Below are 19,544 nucleotides of genomic sequence, written 5' to 3'. Positions count from 1 at the left end.
TTTAGTGTCCCTATTATCACAAATATTCCTTTCGCCCTACTCCAATCTCAAATGCATTGCTACTATCGCAATCGTAATTTGATAGCATAGTGATCGCATAAAAAACAGCCTTAATTATGTGACCACTATGCGATAGGTATCCGATAACTATGCGAACAGTGCTCAAAAATCAAACGCGACGCAGTACTAACAAAGGTTTCAGTAGTAGATAGCATTGCAGTACCTCTAAAGATGAGTATATCTTCTAAGCGAGACAATATTGTTCGTAAATATGATCGTTATAACCTATTCTTCACTTTGTTTAGAAACTTTTTTATATCAAAAAGTTTTCTCTAGAAAAGAACATTACACACTCATATACAATATTTTACAAAGTTTAAAAAACTAATACATACGTTAAAGTTTCCCTAATTAGCATGGAAACGAATTTATTATTAACGTTTCCAAACTATATTTGCCCTACAAATAATTAAGAACATGGAAACCCAAATATTAGAAAAAGCAACCCAAATGTTTCTTAGTCAAGGTTTTAAAACTGTGACTATGGATGATATCGCAGCAGAATTAAGTATCTCTAAAAAAACAATCTACCAACACTATGCTTCTAAACCAGAATTAATAGAAAAAGCACTGGCGAGTATAAATGCTAAGTTTCTAAACACAATAGAGCAGACGCTAAAAGAGGGTAAAGAAGCTATCCCAGAAATACTAGCTGCACATGATGACATCAATGAGACCTTCTTAATAGACTCTTCTGCTTGCTTCTATCAGCTGACGAAGTATTATCCTAAACTAGCACAAAAGCAAAAGGTATTTCATGAGAAAAAATATGTACGCCTTATAGAACAGAACCTTGAAAAAGGGATCAAAGAAGGAGTATATCGTTCTGAGATAGACATAGACTATGTAGCTAGATTTCACATCGCATCCTTAGTGGCGATAGAAGACCTAGACTACTTCCCTGACTCGGGCTATAGTCATCTAGAGATACATGCACTACACCTAGAGTATCACATACGCAGTATCGCTACGGATAAAGGCTTAAAAATATACAAAGAATTAACCCAGAAGAATAGATAATGAACAGCTTTAAAATAACGCTTATTACACTATTAGCGACTTTTATTGTAAATGCACAGGAGCCTTTAAGTCTTAAAGATGCACTGCACTATGCCTTACAGCACAAAGCTGAGGCTAAGCAAGCTAGCCTGGATATCGAGAACAGTCAGTATCAGATAGAAGAAGTCAGAGCGAATGCACTACCTCGTATAGATATAGAAGCGAACTTACTGAACAATGTGAAGATACAGGAGATGCCTCTAACGATGGGTGGACAGACACAGATGATTCCTTTCAATCTAAAGTGGAACTCTAGTATCACTGCTACAGCATCACAAGTACTGTTTAACCAAGCTGTCTTCATGGGGCTTAAAGCGGCACGCACTGCTAAAGAATTTTACATTATCAATAAGGAGCTTACAGATGAGCAAATTATAGAGAAAGTAGCGAGTACATACTATCAGGTATATCAGACGAAAGCTATGCTGAAGACGATAGAGACTACGATAGAGAGTACTACGAAAATAAAAGATATTATAGAGAACCTACACAGCAATGGACTGGCTACGCAGATAGACCTAGACCGTACTAAGGTGAGTCTTAGTAATATCAAAGCTACTAGACAGAAGATCGTCAATGCGATAGACTTACAAGAGAATGCACTAAAGTTCTTTATGGGAATGGATGTGAACACGCCTATCACGATGCCAGACACGACTTTCACAGTAGATGACAGTGGTATACTAGCAGAGAATAGAATAGATGACAGAACAGAAATACACCTATTAGAGAAACAAAAAGACCTACTAGAGTACAAGAGAAAGTCTATCGTTGCGGACTATTATCCATCGTTAGCAGCCTTCGGAAACTTCGCTTATCAAGGGCTTGGAGACAAACTACCATGGGGAGGTTCTACAGCAGATAAAGTGTATTGGATGAATACCTCAGCAGTAGGATTACAACTAAAGATACCTGTGTTTAGTGGGTTTGCTACACGCTCTAAGGTGAGACAAGTAGAAATCGAACAAAAGAAAGTGGATGTACAAATACACGATGTGAAAGAGGCACTATCACTAGACTTTAGCAATGCGCAGAAGTCCCTAGAGAATGCTCTAATCACCATAGATATTCAGAAAGATAATGTAAGTTTAGCCAAAAGTATACTGTCTAATATTCAGAATAACTATAAGCACGGTCTGGCTTCACTAACAGACTTACTCAATGCTGAGAATGCGTATACGGAGGCAGAGAATAACTATACTACATCTATGCTAGACTATAAACTAGCACAGATCCAATTAATAAAAGCTCAAGGAGAGTTAAAGACATTATTAGATTAATCGTACAAAAAATCTAACATCACTATCATCATGAAAAAAATTATTATCGCCTTAGTACTAGTCGTTTTAGGAGGAGGTCTTGTCTATATATTATCGAGTAATAAAGCTAAGAATGACCGCGAAACTGCTATCGTGGCTGAACGCAGTGCAGAGGTAACGGTAAGAGCAGAACAGGCTAAACTACAGGTATTCGATGCTTCCTATAAAGCAAATGGAAACTTCATGCCAGAACAAGAAGTAACAATTTCCGCAGAAACACCTGGACGTATCCATAAACTATTAGTAGATGAAGGGTCTCGTGTACAGAAAGGTCAAGTATTAGCACTGGTAAATAGCGATCAGATCAATGTACAGATACAGAATGCCGAAGCCACCTTAGCTACTGCTAAAGCTGATGCTACTCGATTTGAGAGTGCTTTTAAGACTGGGGGAGTGACTCAACAACAGCTGGATCAAGTGCGTCTTATGCTAAAAAATGCAGAGGCTAACCTGAAGTCTGCTCGTATCACGGCAAGTGATGCTAATATTAAGGCTCCTATCAGTGGTATCATTAATAAGAAACACGTAGAGTTAGGATCTTTCGTAGCGCCAGGTGCTCCGCTATTTGATCTAGTGAATGTAGCACAGCTTAAGTTAAGAGTGAATGTAGATGAGAGCCATGTGGCTAATCTAAAAGAAGGAGATATTATTACGGTAAAAGCAAGTGTATTACCTAATGACACCTTCCAAGGTAAAGTGACATTCATCGCTCCTAAAGCAGATGCTGCGCTTAACTATCCTGTAGACTTATTAATTGCTAACAACCAAGAAAACAAATTAAGAGCAGGTATGTATGGCTCAGCACTGTTCGATGGAGAGAAAGATGCTGGTACTCCTATCCTATTAGTACCACGTAATGCATTCGTAGGTAGTGTTAGTTCTAATCAGGTGTACACTATCGTACAAGGCAAAGCAGTAGCTAAGAAAGTAGTAGCTGGTCGTAACTTCGGAGACTTCGTAGAAGTACTAGAAGGTCTTAAAGAAGGTGAGACTGTTATCACATCAGGGCAAATTAACCTAACAGAAGGTGCGCCTGTATCAATCATTAAATAACATCCTCTAAAATCAAAGGATCGACTTATGAAAATAGCCGAAATATCAATAAAACGTCCTAGTATCATTATCGTAATGTTCATCACATTACTACTAGGTGGTTTATTTAGTTATAAAAATCTGAGTTACGAATTAATTCCTAAGTTCGAAGTAAACGTAATTACAGTAGCCACAGTCTATCCAGGAGCTTCACCTGCTGAGATAGAAAACACTGTAACCAAAAAGATAGAAGATGCTGTAGCCTCGCTAGAGAACGTAAAGAAAGTAGAAGCCATGTCATTCGAGAGTTTGTCTACCGTGATGATATACTTAAACTCTACTGCTGACGTAGACCTATCTCTTAACGATGCGCAGCGCAAGATCAACGCTATCCTAAAGGACTTACCTAAGGACGTAGATCCTCCTTCGCTACAAAAATATTCACTGAGTGACTTACCTATTCTTACACTAAGTATCACGAGTGACTTAACAGAGAAAGAGCTATATGACTTATTAGACAAAAAGATACAACCTATCTTCTCTCGTGTGAATGGAGTAGCTAAGGTAGAGCTTATCGGAGGTGAAGAAAGACAAATACAGGTATTATTAGACCCTAAAAAGCTAGAAGCCTATGGTCTGAGCGTACCTATGGTACAGCAGATCATCTTAGGGTCTAACCTAGACTTCCCTACAGGTAACGTAAAGTCGAATGACAAACAAACCATCATCCGCCTAGAAGGGAAATACAAGGATGTAGAGGAAATGAGAAAGCTAGTCATCGCTTCTCAGGGGGGTATAGATATTCGCTTAGGTGATGTAGCTGATGTACAGGACGGTATTAAAGAGATCGAAAAGATCGCCCGTCTAAATCAGCAATCTACTATCTTAATGCAAGTCATCAAACAGTCTGATGCCAATGCGGTGACTGTATCAGAGCTAACACATGAGACTATCACAGAAGTAGAACGCAACTACAGTGATCAAAACTTAAAGATAAAAGTAGCGAATGACTCTTCAGAGTTCACCCTAGAGGCAGCGAATGCTGTAATGTTTGACTTATTCTTAGCGATAGTTTTAGTGGCATTCGTGATGTTGTTCTTCTTACACAGTTTGAGAAACGCAATCATCGTGATGGTGGCTATCCCACTATCTTTGATTGCTACATTTATCGGGATATATTTATTGGGGTATACGCTAAACTTACTGAGTTTACTAGCTCTATCCTTAGTAGTAGGTATCCTAGTGGATGACGCCATCGTAGTGATAGAGAATATCCACCGACACATGGAGATGGGTAAAAACAAAGTACGTGCATCGTATGATGGGGCTAAAGAGATTGGGTTCACTGTTACAGCTATTACTTTAGTAATCGTAGTTGTATTCTTACCGATCGCGATGTCATCAGGTCTAGTACCGAATATCATTAAACAATTCTGTGTGACTGTAATTATAGCGACTATGCTATCCTTATTAGTATCATTCACTATTGTACCATGGTTATTCTCTAGATATGGACGTATCGAAGTGATTAAGCCCTCTACCTTCTTTGGTAAGATTATACATGGATTCGAAAAGGGGTTAAACTCATTCACACATGGGATTTCTAATCTACTAGTGTGGTCGTTAAACTCTACTCGTAACACAATCATTGTTATTGTTATCGTAGCGATATCATTCTTTGCATCGATCGCTTTATTACCGATGGGATATATCGGAGCAGAGTTCTTCCCTAAGACAGATAAAGGAGAATTCTTAGTACAGTTAGAGCTAGATAAAGATGCGTCATTACAACAGACAAATAAAGTAACTCAAAAGGTAGAAGACTTCTTAAGCACTAAACCTGATATAGTAGATATGATCACTACAGTAGGTCAATCTTCTGAAGGATATGGTGGAGCACAAGCTACTAAATACAAGTCTGAGATACACATAATCTTAACGGATAAGAAAGAGCGTAAAGAGAACTCATTCGTATATGCTGCACAGCTAAAGAATGAGCTAGCACCACTCATCGCTGAGGCTAAAGTAAAAACAGTACCTGTAGGACTAATCGGAGCTGAAGAAGCACCTCTAGCCTTAACAGTAACAGGATCTACCTTAGACGATGCTATGGACTTCGCTATACAGGCGAAAGAGCTATTAGATAAAATACCGGGTACGATGGAGACAAAGCTGACTACGGAAACGGGTAGCCCTGAAATCAATGTACAGGTAAACCGTGATAAGATGGCTGCACTAGGTCTAGATATGTACACAGTAGGTATGACCATGCAAACAGCGTTCAACGGGAATACAGATGGTAAGTTTAGAGCTGGAGAATATGAGTACGACATCAATATCAGATTTCAGGAATATGCTAGAACGACGATAGATGATGTAAAAGAGATCAGCTTTAAGAATAATGTAGGGCAAGATATAAAACTAGCTCAGTTCGCAGATATTAAGTATAGTTCTGGTCCCTCTATCCTAGAGCGTAGAGATAAGAGTCCGTCTGTGACTATTAAATCTCAAACGATAGGACGTGCTCCTGGTGCGATAGCAGAAGAGTGGGTACCACAGTTCGAACAACTGACTATAAAACCTGGGGTTAAGTACTTATGGACTGGAACGATGGAGGATCAAGAAGAAGGATTTGGTACACTGGGAGTAGCCTTATTAGCTGCTATTATATTAGTCTACTTAGTAATGGTAGCGCTATATGATAGTTTCTCTAAACCATTCATCGTAATCTTCTCTGTACCGTTATCATTCATTGGAGCATTATTAGCATTAGCGATAGCGAATATATCACTGAATATATTCACGATACTGGGTATCATTATGCTAATCGGTCTGGTGTGTAAGAATGCTATCTTACTAGTAGACTTTGCTAATCACAGAGTAGATGCTGGAGATAGTGTACACGATGCATTAATTGCCGCTAACCATGCGCGTCTACGCCCAATCTTAATGACGACTATCGCGATGGTAATCGGGATGGTGCCTATCGCATTAGCGAATGGTGCAGGTGCTGAGATGAATAACGGACTAGCAGTAGTGATCATCGGAGGACTACTATCCTCTCTACTACTGACCTTAGTCATCGTGCCTATCATCTACTCTATCTTCGACAAGATAGGAAGCCGATTCTCTAAAAAAGAAAAAGTAGATTACAATGAGCTAATGACTGCTGACTATGACTACAATGAAGGCTTTATCGATGAGTTCACAGCTAAACATATAGATAAAAAATAATAGAACATTCATAACAACAAGTAGAAACCTCTGGGAGATATCATATTCTCTCAGAGGTTTTGATTTTATAGCACTTATGTATAGCTGTTTTATAGATAGATAATAATCAAACTCTCTCATACGTTTATTAATCTATATTAACTTCTATCTACAATCTAATCACTAATTTTAGAAAATAATTAAAACTGTAGATTCATCGTGGATACTTCATATATACAAGTCTATTCTCTAAGCGATATAACGCATCGCTATAAGAATGTTCTAACGGACAAAAGATTAGCTATACTAGATATAGGCCCTAAGCACAAGCAGTATTTCGTTATTGATAAACCTTATCAGTTTACCACCTTTGGGTTAATCTTAGTGACAGGGGGTAGATGTGAGATTACGATTAATCTAGAACCTACTATCATTAAAAAGGATGACTTACTAGTAGTGCTACCTAATCAATTCTTTGAGATCAAAAGACTAACAGAAGACTTCTCTGTAAAGACGGTATTCATTGACCCAGACCTATTCTTAGAAGCGGGGTTTCACGTCAAATCTCATAGTTTGGTTTCTTTCTTATCTTCTGAATACCCTAAGATTATCACCTTGACTAGAGAGGTGTTTAGAGAGTTTAAAAACAATATCAAAAGGCTGACACAACTGTCTTATAACACAGATAATATCTATGCTAAACAACTCATCATACACCACTTCTCTATACTGATGTATGAACTAGGCAACTTCTACAGCAAAACTGTATTACAAAAAAGTAATACTAAACTGATGAGGAGAGAAGAGTTGGCAAAAAAATTCATTTACCTTGTTTCAACTCATTTCAAGAAAGAGAGAAGTGTACAGTTCTATGCAGAATCCATGTATATCAGTAGAAAGCACCTTACAAAAATCATAGTAGAGGTGTTCCAAAAAACGCCAAAACAAATCATATCTGAAACCATAATCTTAGAGGCTAAGGTACTCCTTAGAAATCCTAAATCATCTATCACAGATATCATTAATGAGTTGAACTTTACAGATTTATCCGTGTTTAGTAAGTTTTTTAAAACGCATGCAGGAGTATCTCCTACTGATTTTAAAAATAATCTATAAAGTTTATTTAGAAGCCTTTGGTATAAAAACGTCTTTTAGACAATTATTGCCGTTTAATTATCTATTATAAAACAAGTAATAATAACGATATTTGATGCATAAAATCTAAAGATAGCAAGAGTTAAGAAGATTTAACTCACTTGAAATAAAGACGCATAACAATATGATAAAAACAACTACTCACAAAACTATATACGCAAATATCACAGCGATCGGTGGGTATGTACCTGAGCAAAAAAGAACGAATGAGGACTTAGCTAAGGTAACAGACACGTCTGATGAATGGATTACAAAAAGAACAGGAATAAAAGAGAGAAGAATACTTGAGAAAGGACTAGCTACTTCTGATATGGCTGTAAGAGCCATAGAAAATCTAATCACTACCTATAACAAAAAACTAACAGATATAGACGCTATCATAGTAGCTACGTCTACACCTGATATGCCTATGCCTGCTACAGCAAATATTGTATGCGAAAAATTAGGGATAGAGAATGTATGGGGATTCGATGTCAATGCTGCCTGTTCGGGATTTTTATATGCATTAGACCTAGGAGCTTCTCTAGTAGAAAGCCAACGTTATAAAAACGTAGTAGTCATCGGGGCAGATAAGATCAGTGCGTACGTCAATATTCATGATCGCTCTACGAATATACTATTCGGTGATGGTGCAGGTGCAGTATGGTTAGAGCCTTCTACAGAGATAGGGGTTATGGATGCACTAATGCAGAGTAATGGCCAAGGAAAAGCATTCTTAAATATAGAGGGTGGTGGTTCATTATATCCTAATACTGATCTAGAAGAGGATGATGACAAAAAATATATCAAACAAGATGGAAAAGTAGTCTTCAAACAGGCTATACAGTCTATGAGTGATGCTTGTCTAAATGTTCTAGAAAGAAACAACCTTACTGTAGAGGATGTCAACTGGCTGGTACCTCATCAGGCAAATAAAAGAATCATCGATGCAGTAGGGAAACAAATAGAGATACAAGAAGAGAAGACATTAGTCAATATCGCTAACTACGGTAACACTATTGCAGCAACTATCCCACTGTGTATTTGGGAAAATACAGATAAGATTAAAAAAGGAGACTTAGTGCTTCTAACAGCATTTGGAGCAGGGTTCTCATGGGGAGCTAGCTTATTGCGTTGGTCAATATAATCAACTTTGTAAATACATAAAAAGTCCTTCGAATAACACCATATTCGAAGGACTTTTTTTATATCTCTTATTTCGGTATAAACTCTCTTCTTAATGAAAGTTTGTTCATCTATTTCTTAGATATACTTAGCTGGGTACTCTATCCCTTTCGCATCTAAATAAGCTAAAAGCTCATTGTGCTTATTCTCTATATTAGAGATACATTCACAAGAAATAGGACAAATAGCTGCTGGAGATATTTCTAAAATCTTAGCGATTTCATACAACACCTCATTCTTTAGCTTTGTTTTTCCACTCTCAATATCAGAATATGCTTTTTGCGAAATTCCTAATCTTTCAGCGACATACTCTTGTGAATAGCCTGAATTCTTTCTTATACTCTTGATTCTATCAATATCCATAGCATTACTTTTAAAGACTGACTTCCCGTAAAACACTAATTTTACACTAATCTATGTAACAAAAGTACCACTTTTCTGCATATAAAGTAAAACATATCAAAAATATACTTAATTTTGTAGAACAAATTTTCATAAACAACAAGCCAGTCTAGCTCAAAATGATTAAAACTTCAATTTGAAATTCATTAATCATATAATCTAGCCTAAGAAAACTGCTTCCCCAAGCAGTTTTCTTTGTTTATAGACCTATCAATTCGTACAACTGTACAACTTTTTTCACTTCTACAGAACATTACTGACCTTTGGTGTTCAAAAATGTTCATTTTCAGAAAAAAGCTGTTCGATAATGAACAGTACTCTTTTCTTAAACAAACACAATCAACTAAAAAACAACACCTTACATTACATTTAATTTATTGGCACACAAATAGAATTATACTTTACAAACAAGTAAACTATAAAACTCAATGAAAGCATTATTTATCTCAACTGCTTTATTCTTAACTGCATTAAGTGTAAATGCACAAAACACATTAAAAGGATCTGTACAAAATACAGAAAAGGCTCCTGTGGACTTTGCAGAAATATACTTGCTAGATACAAAAGGTAACTTAGTACAATCTGCCTTCACAAACGAACAAGGAACTTTCGAGATACACGATATAGAAAATAATACATACGCGTTCCAGATACACAGTTTCGGAGTAAAAGCCTATGATAAAAATATAGAGGTAAACCAGTCTTTAGACTTAGGAACTATCACGATACAACAAGATACTAAACTAGACGAGATCGTAGTAGAGTCGACTAAGAAGGTATTCGAGCGCAAAGTAGATCGCACTGTGTTTAATATAGAGAACTCTGTACACGCTACGAATAACGATGCTGTAGATTTATTAAAACTAACTCCTAGTCTAAAAGTAGATAACGAGAACATCTCTATAGTAGGTAAAAGTAATGTACGTGTAATGATAAATGATAAACTAGTACAGCTAACTGGTGAACAACTACTACAATACTTAAAAAGTATTCCTTCTGACAATATCAAAAAAATAGAGGTAATCACTACACCTCCTGCTAAATATGATGCTGAAGGAAATAGTGGATTAATCAACATCATCTTAAAAGAAGCTCTTCCTGATGCGTGGAATAACCAAATCAGTGCAGGTTATAAACAGTCTACTAAGAACCTATTCAGAATTAGTGATGTGTTTAGCTATAATAAAGATAAAGTATCACTAAAAGCAGGAATTACTGGTAGTAAAGGAGGTTACAATGTAGTAGAGAACTCAACAGTATACTATCCAACTGAAACTTGGAATGGAAAAAGTACGCGTTACAACAATAATGACTACTTATCGGGTAACTTCCAGATAGATTATCAAATCACTGATAAAACATCTATAGGCGCTCAATACAATGGAGGAACGGGAGATCCTAAGTTTGATGATGGTGGTCTTATCACTGTTAACAACCTTGTTAATAACCCTGTGAAATACGTCAAAACTAACGCTAAAAATGACGGAGTTAATAACACTCACTCTGCTAACATAAACTTAGTACATAAGATTGATACTCTAGGAACTAAGTATTCAATAGATGTTGATTACTTCAACTATGTGAACAACAAAGAGAGACTTTTCAACACAAATACAACAACTGTTGATAACTCTGTTAACAATATGTTCATAGCAAACTCTACGGGTAATCAAAAAATAGAAAACTTCAGCGCTAAGATAGACTTCGAACAACCCTTAAAATGGGCTAAATTATCTTATGGAGCTAAGGCAAGTTTCGTTGTAACAAATAACAAAACAAACTTCTTTAATCTATCATCTGGTACACCAATAGAAGACTTGAAACAAAAAGACAACTTTGAATACAAAGAAAATACACAAGCTTTATACATTAATGCTAGTAAAGAATTTAATGATAAATGGACTGCTCAAGTAGGATTGAGATTAGAAACAACACAGACTACTGGGACATCTGTGGTATATGACATCAAGAATAAAAAGAACTATGCGAAACTATTCCCTACTGTCTATATAGCTTATAAGGTAAATGATGATAATACAGTATCGATCAACTATAACAGACGTATCTCTAGACCTGCATTTTGGGAGTTGAATCCTTTTAAATGGTACATCACTGAATATAGTGTAGCTGAAGGAAACCCTAAACTACAACCAGCCTTTACGGATAAAGTAGAATTTAATTATAACTATAAAGGTAAACTAGACTTTAGTATGTCTTATTCGAATACGAAAGACGAATACTCTCAGTATCCAATAGTAGATATAGCAACTAATAAAACACTTTATCTACGAGATAATATATTAGATTATACAAGATATAATGCTGGAATGAGTTATACATTTAATACGTTCCCTTGGTTACAATCTCAAAATGGTTTCTATGCATTCTATGCTGAATCTAAACTTAGTAAAGATGTAAAATTAGACATAAACAATGGAGGTGGTTATTACTTCACATCGAATAATACAGCTTATCTAAACTCATCTAAGACATGGACTGCTCAAGTAGACTTCTGGTACCAACCAAGTTTAAAAGTAGGTATCTGGGAAGTAACTGAGGTCTATGCATTAAACTTAGGAATGAAATACGCCATGCTTGACAAAAAGTTAAACCTATCAATCTATGCTAATGACATCTTTAAAACTGGTTCGCAGACAGCTTCTACCAATACAAACAATGTAAATCAAAAATACTATAACTACTACGACCAACGTTATTTCAATTTAGGTGTAAGTTACTCATTTGGAAATAGTAAGATCAAAGTAAGAGATCACCAAGGTGGTAACGCTGAAGAAAGAAACAGAAAATAATATAATACAACCTACTACAACTAACTAACGATGAAAAACTTATTCACATTACTTTTAACTATTCTATGTAGTCAATTCATACTAGCACAGTCTTCTATCAAGGGGACTGTGGTAGACCAATCTGACAAACCTGTAGATTATGCAGAGATACAACTATTTCGACCTAATGATACTTTTGTAAAACAGAGTTTCTCTGACGAAACAGGTCTATTCCGTATGGAGGATATTGCCAAAGGAGATTATGTACTTAAGATATTCCACTTAGGTCAATTAGTAAGTGAACAACAATTAGCAGTTCAGAGTGATGTCGATCTAAAAAATATCTCCGTAAAAAATGATCAACAATTAGATGAGATCGTTCTACATGCTGAAAAAAGATTAGTAGAACGAAAAGTAGATAGACTGGTGTACAATACAGCAAATAGTATCGCTTCTCAAGGAATGGACGCTTTAGAAGCACTAGCTACTACGCCAATGGTCAAAGTACAAAACGACAAAATCAGTATCAGTGGTAAAAACAATGTCCGTATCATGGTAGATGATAGAATGCTAGAACTACAAGGGGATGCACTAACAAACTATCTGCGTACACTGCGCTCTGATGATATCGAAAAAATAGAAGTAATAACAACTCCTTCTGCTAAATATGAAGCGAGTGGTAATGCAGGTATCATCAATATCATCTTAAAAAAGAATAAACGCATGGGAGTATATGGAACAGTGAGTTCTAACTATTCATATAACAACTATAATTCTGGTGGTGGTAATGGTAGCTTAAACTATCAAAATAAGAAATGGAGTGTAATGCTTAAAGGTAATATCAATAATAGTAACAATTCTAACACCAATGACAACACTTATCAAGATGACAAGAGATACTTAGGGAATAACTCTTTAAATGAATCTTCTTATAAAAATAGAGGTGCTAGTATTACTACTAACTATCAACTGACAGACAATGCTGTTATAGGTGGTTCATACAATTATACTAAATTCTCTGGGGATCCTAGAGCATTTACAGCTTCTACTTATAAAAGTTATCCTTTTACAACAACTGACTCTATTATTAATTCAGTAAACCGATCTTATACTAAAAACAACTATCATACAGCTAATCTATTCTTTGATCAGAAACTAGATACATTAGGGAGTAAAATAGCTATAGGTGCGAATTACTTCTCTAATTCACCAGACCAATCATTTGATATCAAAGAATTTGATAATAGCTCTGTACTTAGAAGATATAATACCTATACTAATACGCTTAAGTATAGTGTATATAGCCTAAATGCGGATTTAACTTATCACTTGCCTTGGGCAGAAGTAGAGTTTGGAGCAAAGTATACTACTTATGACAATAAAGCTCAAGTAACTTATTTTAATATCAAGAATGGCAATGCTACATTAGATCCTCTAAAGAGTAATCGATTTAACTACACTGAAGATAACTACGCTGCATACCTAAGTTTTACTAAACAGCTAACGGAGAAGTGGAGTGTAAAAGGTGGAATGCGCTATGAACAAACAGAGGCAAAAGGACATCAAATAGATAATGACGAGAAGTTCACGAAGTCTTATGGTAAGTGGTTCCCTACAGCGTATGTATCATTCACGCCTAATGAGACACACTCATTTAGTTTTAATTATTCTAAGCGTATTAATAGACCATACTCTAATGTTTTAAATCCGTTTAAGTATTATTCTAACAGCTATACATATCATCAAGGTAATCCAGAACTTAATCCTTCTTATACAAACAACTACGAACTAAGTTATGTATATAATGGGGCACTATCTGTGAATCTTAATTACTATCATATGACTGATCAGTTTGATTATATGAATAAGTACGAAGATGGTGTATTCATGAGTTCGACATACAATATGCTTAACAGTGATAACTATGGTGTGGATATCTCTTATAACAATACGATAACAGCCTGGTGGGAGACAAATTCAGGGTTAGAATACATAATGTCATCTCCATACTACAGAAATGAAGAAGCAACACAAGTAGGATTAAAAGGAAACTTATTTGATTACTATTCACAGAACACATTCTCTGTGAATAACGCAAAGACCTTAAAACTATTACTTAACTGGTATCACCAATTACCACACAAGGAAGACAATACTAGATACAGCTCATATAGCTCACTCTCATTTGGGGCTAAGCTAGCTTTACTAGACAAAAAACTGAATATTAATATGACCATGCAGGACATCTTCAATACTGGTAAGAGCAATGGTACTTCTTATTACAAAGATAATGTACAGTCTTTCAAGAACTCTTGGAACTCTCGTAGATTCAATATAAGTGCATCCTATACATTCGGTAACTCTAAGAACAAAAAAGCAATACAAGAAGCAAATTTCGAAGATAAAAACAGAAGTAATTAAATGAATTGAGTTAGTTAGAACAATTATTACTTAGAGGGGCTGTCTCATTATGGAATGAGACAGCCCCTTGCCTTACATAAAATCTCAAAAATAAATCAGTTATAGTTCAGCATTTCTACCTACTATCTCATTATTCGTTTTAAGTTGTTTTAGGTTATCTAATGTAATAAAGGCTATCTGAGTCAGTGCTTCATCTGTAAAGAAAGCCTGATGAGCAGTTACTAATACATTTGGGAACGAAGTTAATAATTGTAAACGTTCATCCTCTAATATTGTACCTGATAAATCTCTAAAGAACACCTTCTCTTCTTGCTCGTATACATCTATTCCCAAAGCACCTATTTTCTTTGCTCTTAACCCTTGTATAATAGCGTGCGTATCGATTAGTTTACCTCTACTGGTATTAATCAGCATTACTCCATCTTTCATTTTACTAATCGTATCTTCATTAATCAGATGCATCGTATCTGGTGTAAGTGGACAGTGTAATGAAATAATATCAGATTTCGTAAATAGTTCTTCTAACTCTACATAACGAATCCCTTCAGCCTCTAATTGTTCATTTTTATAAATATCATAAGCTAGCACTTCAGTACCTAAAGCTTTCATCATGCGACAAAAAACCGCACCTATATTACCTGTACCTATAATTCCGACTGTCTTTTTATAGATATTAGTTCCTAACAATCCATTTAAAGAGAAGTTTTGTTCTCTAACGCGATTATACGCCTTGTGAATCTTTCTATTAATCGTAAATAGCATAGCTAGTGTATGCTCTGCTACTGCTTCTGGAGAATACGCAGGTACGCGACAAACTCGTATATTATGTTGATGAGCAGCATCCAAATCTACGTTATTAAACCCTGCACAACGAAGAGCAATATACTTAACATCCTTTTTAGCTAGATTACTAATCACCTCAGCGTCTACTTTATCATTTACGAATACACATACTACATCAGTATTTTCTGTAATCACATTCACTGTTTGTTCATCCAAACCTGTTTCAAAGTATTCTAATTCAAAGCCAAATTGTTTATTCTCCTTATCAAAGAATGTTACATCATAAGGTTGCGTAGAAAAAAAAGCAATCTTCATATCTTACTATTTTTAATATTATTATTTCTGTCTATATGAGACAAGGTGTTTGCCTTGTTTCACTTATTAAAGTTACTGATAAAAAACCATTAAACCACGTAATGCGACTTCTTTTACCCAATAAACGTAGGGTTAAAAGCAATCCTTTGAATAACACTTTTATATATCTTCATTTATCTTCAAAATCTTATGAAGTAAACTAAGAAAAAAAGGACACTACAAAAACATAAAACTAAACAAATCAACTCATTACAAAAACAACTATTTATTCTAGTCTATAAATCCTCCTAACCCACTCCAATTAATAATATTTTCCCCTAAATACGTAGCACTTACAATAATTTTTCATTATTTTGTGAACTTTCTTGAACGTAAATAAACAAGCCTTTTTCACGAATAAAATGATTGCAAAAATTCAACTTAAATTAAATAATGACGTATTGCTTACAGTCATCAAAATGGTTAAGCATACAGATGACTATATTGTAGAGAATGTCACAGACGCATTACTAATAAGCATCAAAGAAGATTTAATCAATAAGTTAGAAGATAAAGCAAAGACCATACAGAAACAAGTTTCTATTCTTGATCATAATAAAAAGCATTCATTAGTATTGAAATACCATGAAGCGTATTCTATGTATAAGCTTTTAGAGGCTGTTCACGAAAAAGAATTATTCAGTGATAACCTACATATCAAAAAGATAAAAAGACTTATCTCTGAACTACATAATAAACTAGACATCTTCGCTAAAGAAGAAGATATCACTATCATAGATGAAGACTTAGTAGAAGATAACCCAATAGAGGTTACAGAGACTAAGCCTGAGAGAATCTTAGTATTAGAAGGTGTAGAAGACGCTCATACAGTAGATCCTAATCAAGTAGAGATACCTATCCTATTTGATATGACAGATGCTTTTAGTGATCATGAAGAAATAGATACTCCGAATGAAGAAGTATCTCATGAGGTAGTATCTACTATGTCTAATACCTTAGAAGAGTTATTTGCTCCTTCTGTAGAGGATAAAGTAATCCTTGATAACGAACTCCCTTTAGATCATAATTCTTATCTAGAGAAAGAAATGGATGTGACAGAAGAAACAATAGGTTCTACAGAGGAATCTAATACAACATCTGAAACATTCCCTACTCAAGAAACGATCTACAGTACAGAGGAAGACTTATTCATGACGAGTATACCAGAAAGTCAACCTAAGTTAGATTGGGAGAGAATTACTACAGAAGACCCTTCACCATCTTCAGAGAAAAAAAATACAGCAGAACAAGTAACCTTTAGTGACCCTAAATACAACGAGTTATTTAATATTGCTAAAACTGGTATAAATGTAGATGAACAAGATCTTATCAATCACGAACCTATCATCTCATCTCAGCCAGAACAAGGAATGAATACCCTGCTTACTGAAGAAGAGGACATCCCGTATAGCCAAGATGTCATGCAAATAGAGATATTTGATGTAGAAATGATCGAGGTTGAACCTAGTGAACAAAAAGAAAAGAAAGAGAAGAAAAAAGAAAAGAAAATAGTCAAAGCTGAACAAGACGGACAGATTAGCCTATTCTAAAAATACAGCCACTCTCAAAAAGAGTGGCTTTTTTAATATAAAAAAAGCAAGACCTCATATTCTGAAGTCTTGCTGTAAATATCTAAAGTCAATAAGCACGTTTAGTTTAATGCTTTATCTACTTCTTGTATAAAATTAGTATTGTGATTGCGTTGATCAAATCTGTTGGCATAATCATAAGCCGTATCCTTAAAGTAAGTATATAAATCAGATAACCTATACACTCCTGACTCTTGATAATAAGGCAATAGTGGAGATAAGCTTAATGTTACTTCACCTTCTCCTTGCATCAACGGAGCCATTGCTTTAGCAAAGTTATAGATATGTATATCTTCAGCTCCTAACTGCCACTCACAGATACGAGAGAAGAAGCTCCACATTTCAGGATGCTTTGTTTTTGCCATATACGACACTAACTCTCCCATAGAGTATCCTACAGAACTATCGTATTGATCATGCGCGTGATATTCTTCTAATGCTTTATCGAAGTAGATAGAAGCTCTATCATCACCCGCATCGTACAACTTATTAGCGAAACTACAGAAAGTCTGGAATGGCATTGAATAACATGTCAACTTCTTATTGATCAAGTCTTGCGCCTTTACTAATGACTCATCTATATGACCTAGATCTAATAAAGTCTCTACTTTAGTATCTAACTCACAAGCAGGACAGTTCGCCATATCGTCTAAGATCTCTTCATCAGCCAAGCGAATATACTCTTGTGCTAACTTATAATCTCTTAGATGCAATGCATATCCAGTCATTACATTATAATATGCTCTATCACTATATCCATTCTTTTTAAGACGTCTTCTTAGGTCATCTCCTATTTCTTTAATCTGTTCTAAAGAAATAGAAGCATTGCGGTAAGCAGAACAAAACATCCACTTATACTCCCATAAGAACTCTGACTCGTCAAAATAATCTTCGTTAGAATCACTTGCATTAAGTATCCAGGCAAAAGCAGGAAAACTCTCCTCACACTTAGAGGTATTTCTCTCTTTTTGAATTAAAGTCAATCTTAAATCAAACCCCCAGTCTAAATCATTGTGCTTATCTGCAAGGGCAATAGCCTCTTTTAATGCCTTTACTTTATCACTAAAACTAGGTAACTCTTCTACCTTTAATAAGATCTTCTGTATTTCTAAATTATAATTCATAATTATACTTTTATTCCATTCATCATTTTTAACTCTTTGTACTCCTTAGAACAAAAATCTAAGCCATTGCGCGAGTCAAACTGTAGTCCTAATCTAGTCGCTATATTGTCATAATACTCGTATAACTGTGTCAAATCATACTTGCCGTTAGGCTCATAATATGACAACCTTGGGGAAAGGTCTAACGCTATCACGCCTCCTTGAGCACATATTAAAGCTGCATGTCTACTCAACATAAACTGCAAGTCATCTTCTGCATCTATCTCCCAATCAGCAATACGCTCAAAAGTAGACCACATTACACTATCTTTTAGTAAATACATAGCATACATCAGACGTGTCATACTGTATAGCATAGAACTGTTTACTTCCCTTAATGTTTCAAAAGAAGCCTTTGCTTTTTCTAAATAAATAGACGCTCTTACATCCTCAACCTTCGCCATACAATAAGCCATCGCACAATAGGTCTCAAAAGGCAAAGCAAAATCACTTAACTTCTTTAACTCCACCTGCTCCATTAGCACAATAGCCTCATCAAACCTTCCCATTAAAACCAAATTCTCTATACGATAATCATACTCCATTATCTCTATATTCTCATCGTCATAAGGTTCTTGCATCGCTAGTTTAATGTATTCTTCGCCTTTCGCATAATCACCTATATTCTGCACATACTCCGCCATAGTGAAGTAATATCCTCTTTTGCTGATATGGTTGCGCTCTAATCTTGTATACAGATCATCCGCTACTGCTAGAATCTGCTCTGTAGACAGTGAAGCATTACTATATGCAGAGCACAGCATCCACTCATATTCTAACAAGAACTCTGACTCGTGAAAACGCTCAGGGTATCGATCACAGACATCTAGAATCCATGCAAAAGCCAATACACTTTCTGTACATCCAGAAGTAGCGCGTTCTTCGTGTATTAAGCTATAACGCAACTCTACGCCCCAGTCTAAATCATTGTGCTTATCTGCAATCTGAATACCTTGACGAATGAAACTTAAACACAGTTCTTGATCATCAAGATTCTCATCAATAGCCAATAACAGCTTTTGTATTTCTAACCGATACATA

The 19,544-nt window shown here is 35.4% G+C and carries 13 protein-coding genes; 9 read left to right on the top strand and 4 right to left on the bottom strand.

Going from position 1 to position 19,544, the window contains the following annotated elements:
• Positions 1-477 precede the first annotated feature (477 nt).
• From E0Z07_RS07580 to E0Z07_RS07555, 6 genes are all read left to right on the top strand, one after another.
• Positions 478-1,080 carry a TetR/AcrR family transcriptional regulator gene (locus tag E0Z07_RS07580; protein WP_006257424.1) on the top strand — a complete coding sequence of 201 codons (603 nt, stop codon included), beginning with the start codon at positions 478-480 and terminating at the stop codon, positions 1,078-1,080.
• Positions 1,080-2,399 carry a TolC family protein gene (locus E0Z07_RS07575; protein ID WP_131540533.1) on the top strand — a complete coding sequence of 440 codons (1,320 nt, stop codon included), beginning with the start codon at positions 1,080-1,082 and terminating at the stop codon, positions 2,397-2,399. Before E0Z07_RS07580 ends, E0Z07_RS07575 begins: the two co-directional genes overlap by 1 nt.
• A 30-nt stretch (positions 2,400-2,429) precedes the next feature.
• Positions 2,430-3,491, top strand: a complete 1,062-nt coding sequence (locus E0Z07_RS07570; protein WP_131540532.1) for an efflux RND transporter periplasmic adaptor subunit — start codon at positions 2,430-2,432, stop codon at positions 3,489-3,491.
• Between the two features lie 27 nt (positions 3,492-3,518).
• A complete protein-coding gene (locus tag E0Z07_RS07565; protein ID WP_131540531.1) occupies positions 3,519-6,704 on the top strand; it encodes an efflux RND transporter permease subunit in 3,186 nt (1,061 codons plus the stop codon).
• Positions 6,705-6,902: 198 nt separating this feature from the next.
• Positions 6,903-7,799 carry a helix-turn-helix domain-containing protein gene (locus E0Z07_RS07560; protein ID WP_006262767.1) on the top strand — a complete coding sequence of 299 codons (897 nt, stop codon included), beginning with the start codon at positions 6,903-6,905 and terminating at the stop codon, positions 7,797-7,799.
• Between the two features lie 163 nt (positions 7,800-7,962).
• Positions 7,963-8,964: a beta-ketoacyl-ACP synthase III gene (locus E0Z07_RS07555; protein ID WP_006262766.1), complete on the top strand. Its 1,002-nt coding sequence runs from the start codon at positions 7,963-7,965 to the stop codon at positions 8,962-8,964.
• A 116-nt stretch (positions 8,965-9,080) separates the two neighbouring features.
• On the opposite strand, the gene E0Z07_RS07550 is transcribed toward E0Z07_RS07555, so the two are convergent.
• Entirely contained in the window at positions 9,081-9,365 is a 285-nt protein-coding gene (locus tag E0Z07_RS07550; RefSeq protein WP_006257431.1) for a helix-turn-helix domain-containing protein, read from the bottom strand.
• A gap of 467 nt (positions 9,366-9,832) precedes the next feature.
• Here E0Z07_RS07550 and E0Z07_RS07545 point away from each other — a divergent pair, with 467 nt between their 5' ends.
• Together E0Z07_RS07545 and E0Z07_RS07540 are read left to right on the top strand one after the other, a co-directional pair.
• A complete protein-coding gene (locus E0Z07_RS07545; protein ID WP_131540530.1) occupies positions 9,833-12,214 on the top strand; it encodes an outer membrane beta-barrel family protein in 2,382 nt (793 codons plus the stop codon).
• Between the two features lie 30 nt (positions 12,215-12,244).
• The gene (locus E0Z07_RS07540) at positions 12,245-14,614 is read left to right on the top strand and encodes a TonB-dependent receptor (protein WP_131540529.1); all 2,370 of its coding nucleotides are present in this window, start codon (positions 12,245-12,247) and stop codon (positions 14,612-14,614) included.
• Between the two features lie 99 nt (positions 14,615-14,713).
• Here the strand turns inward: E0Z07_RS07540 and E0Z07_RS07535 are convergent, their stop codons facing one another.
• The gene (locus tag E0Z07_RS07535) at positions 14,714-15,712 is read right to left on the bottom strand and encodes a 2-hydroxyacid dehydrogenase (RefSeq protein ID WP_131540528.1); all 999 of its coding nucleotides are present in this window, start codon (positions 15,710-15,712) and stop codon (positions 14,714-14,716) included.
• A 401-nt stretch (positions 15,713-16,113) separates the two neighbouring features.
• On the opposite strand from E0Z07_RS07535, the gene E0Z07_RS07530 reads away from it, so the two are divergent.
• Positions 16,114-17,301 carry a hypothetical protein gene (locus E0Z07_RS07530; RefSeq protein WP_131540527.1) on the top strand — a complete coding sequence of 396 codons (1,188 nt, stop codon included), beginning with the start codon at positions 16,114-16,116 and terminating at the stop codon, positions 17,299-17,301.
• Positions 17,302-17,402: 101 nt separating this feature from the next.
• Here E0Z07_RS07530 and E0Z07_RS07525 read toward each other — a convergent pair whose 3' ends face one another.
• Both E0Z07_RS07525 and E0Z07_RS07520 read right to left on the bottom strand, forming a co-directional pair.
• Positions 17,403-18,464, bottom strand: coding sequence for a hypothetical protein (locus E0Z07_RS07525; protein WP_131540526.1), 1,062 nt, complete (start codon positions 18,462-18,464; stop codon positions 17,403-17,405).
• A gap of 2 nt (positions 18,465-18,466) precedes the next feature.
• A complete protein-coding gene (locus E0Z07_RS07520; protein WP_131540525.1) occupies positions 18,467-19,543 on the bottom strand; it encodes a hypothetical protein in 1,077 nt (358 codons plus the stop codon).
• Position 19,544 lies beyond the last annotated feature (1 nt).

This window comes from Myroides odoratimimus (assembly GCF_004337635.1).
Classification (GTDB): Bacteria; Bacteroidota; Bacteroidia; order Flavobacteriales; family Flavobacteriaceae; genus Flavobacterium; species Flavobacterium odoratimimum.
The sequence above is the reverse complement of the archived record's forward strand: the minus strand, read 5'-3'. Positions and strand labels throughout refer to the sequence as shown.

Excerpts from the sequence above, each read along its gene's own strand:
- E0Z07_RS07580 (WP_006257424.1), top strand. The coding sequence starts at position 478 with ATGGAAACCCAAATATTAGAAAAAGCAACCCAAATGTTTCTTAGTCAA.
- E0Z07_RS07575 (WP_131540533.1), top strand. The coding sequence starts at position 1,080 with ATGAACAGCTTTAAAATAACGCTTATTACACTATTAGCGACTTTTATT.
- E0Z07_RS07570 (WP_131540532.1), top strand. The coding sequence starts at position 2,430 with ATGAAAAAAATTATTATCGCCTTAGTACTAGTCGTTTTAGGAGGAGGT.
- E0Z07_RS07565 (WP_131540531.1), top strand. The coding sequence starts at position 3,519 with ATGAAAATAGCCGAAATATCAATAAAACGTCCTAGTATCATTATCGTA.
- E0Z07_RS07555 (WP_006262766.1), top strand. The coding sequence starts at position 7,963 with ATGATAAAAACAACTACTCACAAAACTATATACGCAAATATCACAGCG.
- E0Z07_RS07550 (WP_006257431.1), bottom strand. The coding sequence starts at position 9,365 with ATGGATATTGATAGAATCAAGAGTATAAGAAAGAATTCAGGCTATTCA.
- E0Z07_RS07545 (WP_131540530.1), top strand. The coding sequence starts at position 9,833 with ATGAAAGCATTATTTATCTCAACTGCTTTATTCTTAACTGCATTAAGT.
- E0Z07_RS07540 (WP_131540529.1), top strand. The coding sequence starts at position 12,245 with ATGAAAAACTTATTCACATTACTTTTAACTATTCTATGTAGTCAATTC.
- E0Z07_RS07535 (WP_131540528.1), bottom strand. The coding sequence starts at position 15,712 with ATGAAGATTGCTTTTTTTTCTACGCAACCTTATGATGTAACATTCTTT.
- E0Z07_RS07530 (WP_131540527.1), top strand. The coding sequence starts at position 16,114 with ATGATTGCAAAAATTCAACTTAAATTAAATAATGACGTATTGCTTACA.
- E0Z07_RS07525 (WP_131540526.1), bottom strand. The coding sequence starts at position 18,464 with ATGAATTATAATTTAGAAATACAGAAGATCTTATTAAAGGTAGAAGAG.
- E0Z07_RS07520 (WP_131540525.1), bottom strand. The coding sequence starts at position 19,543 with ATGTATCGGTTAGAAATACAAAAGCTGTTATTGGCTATTGATGAGAAT.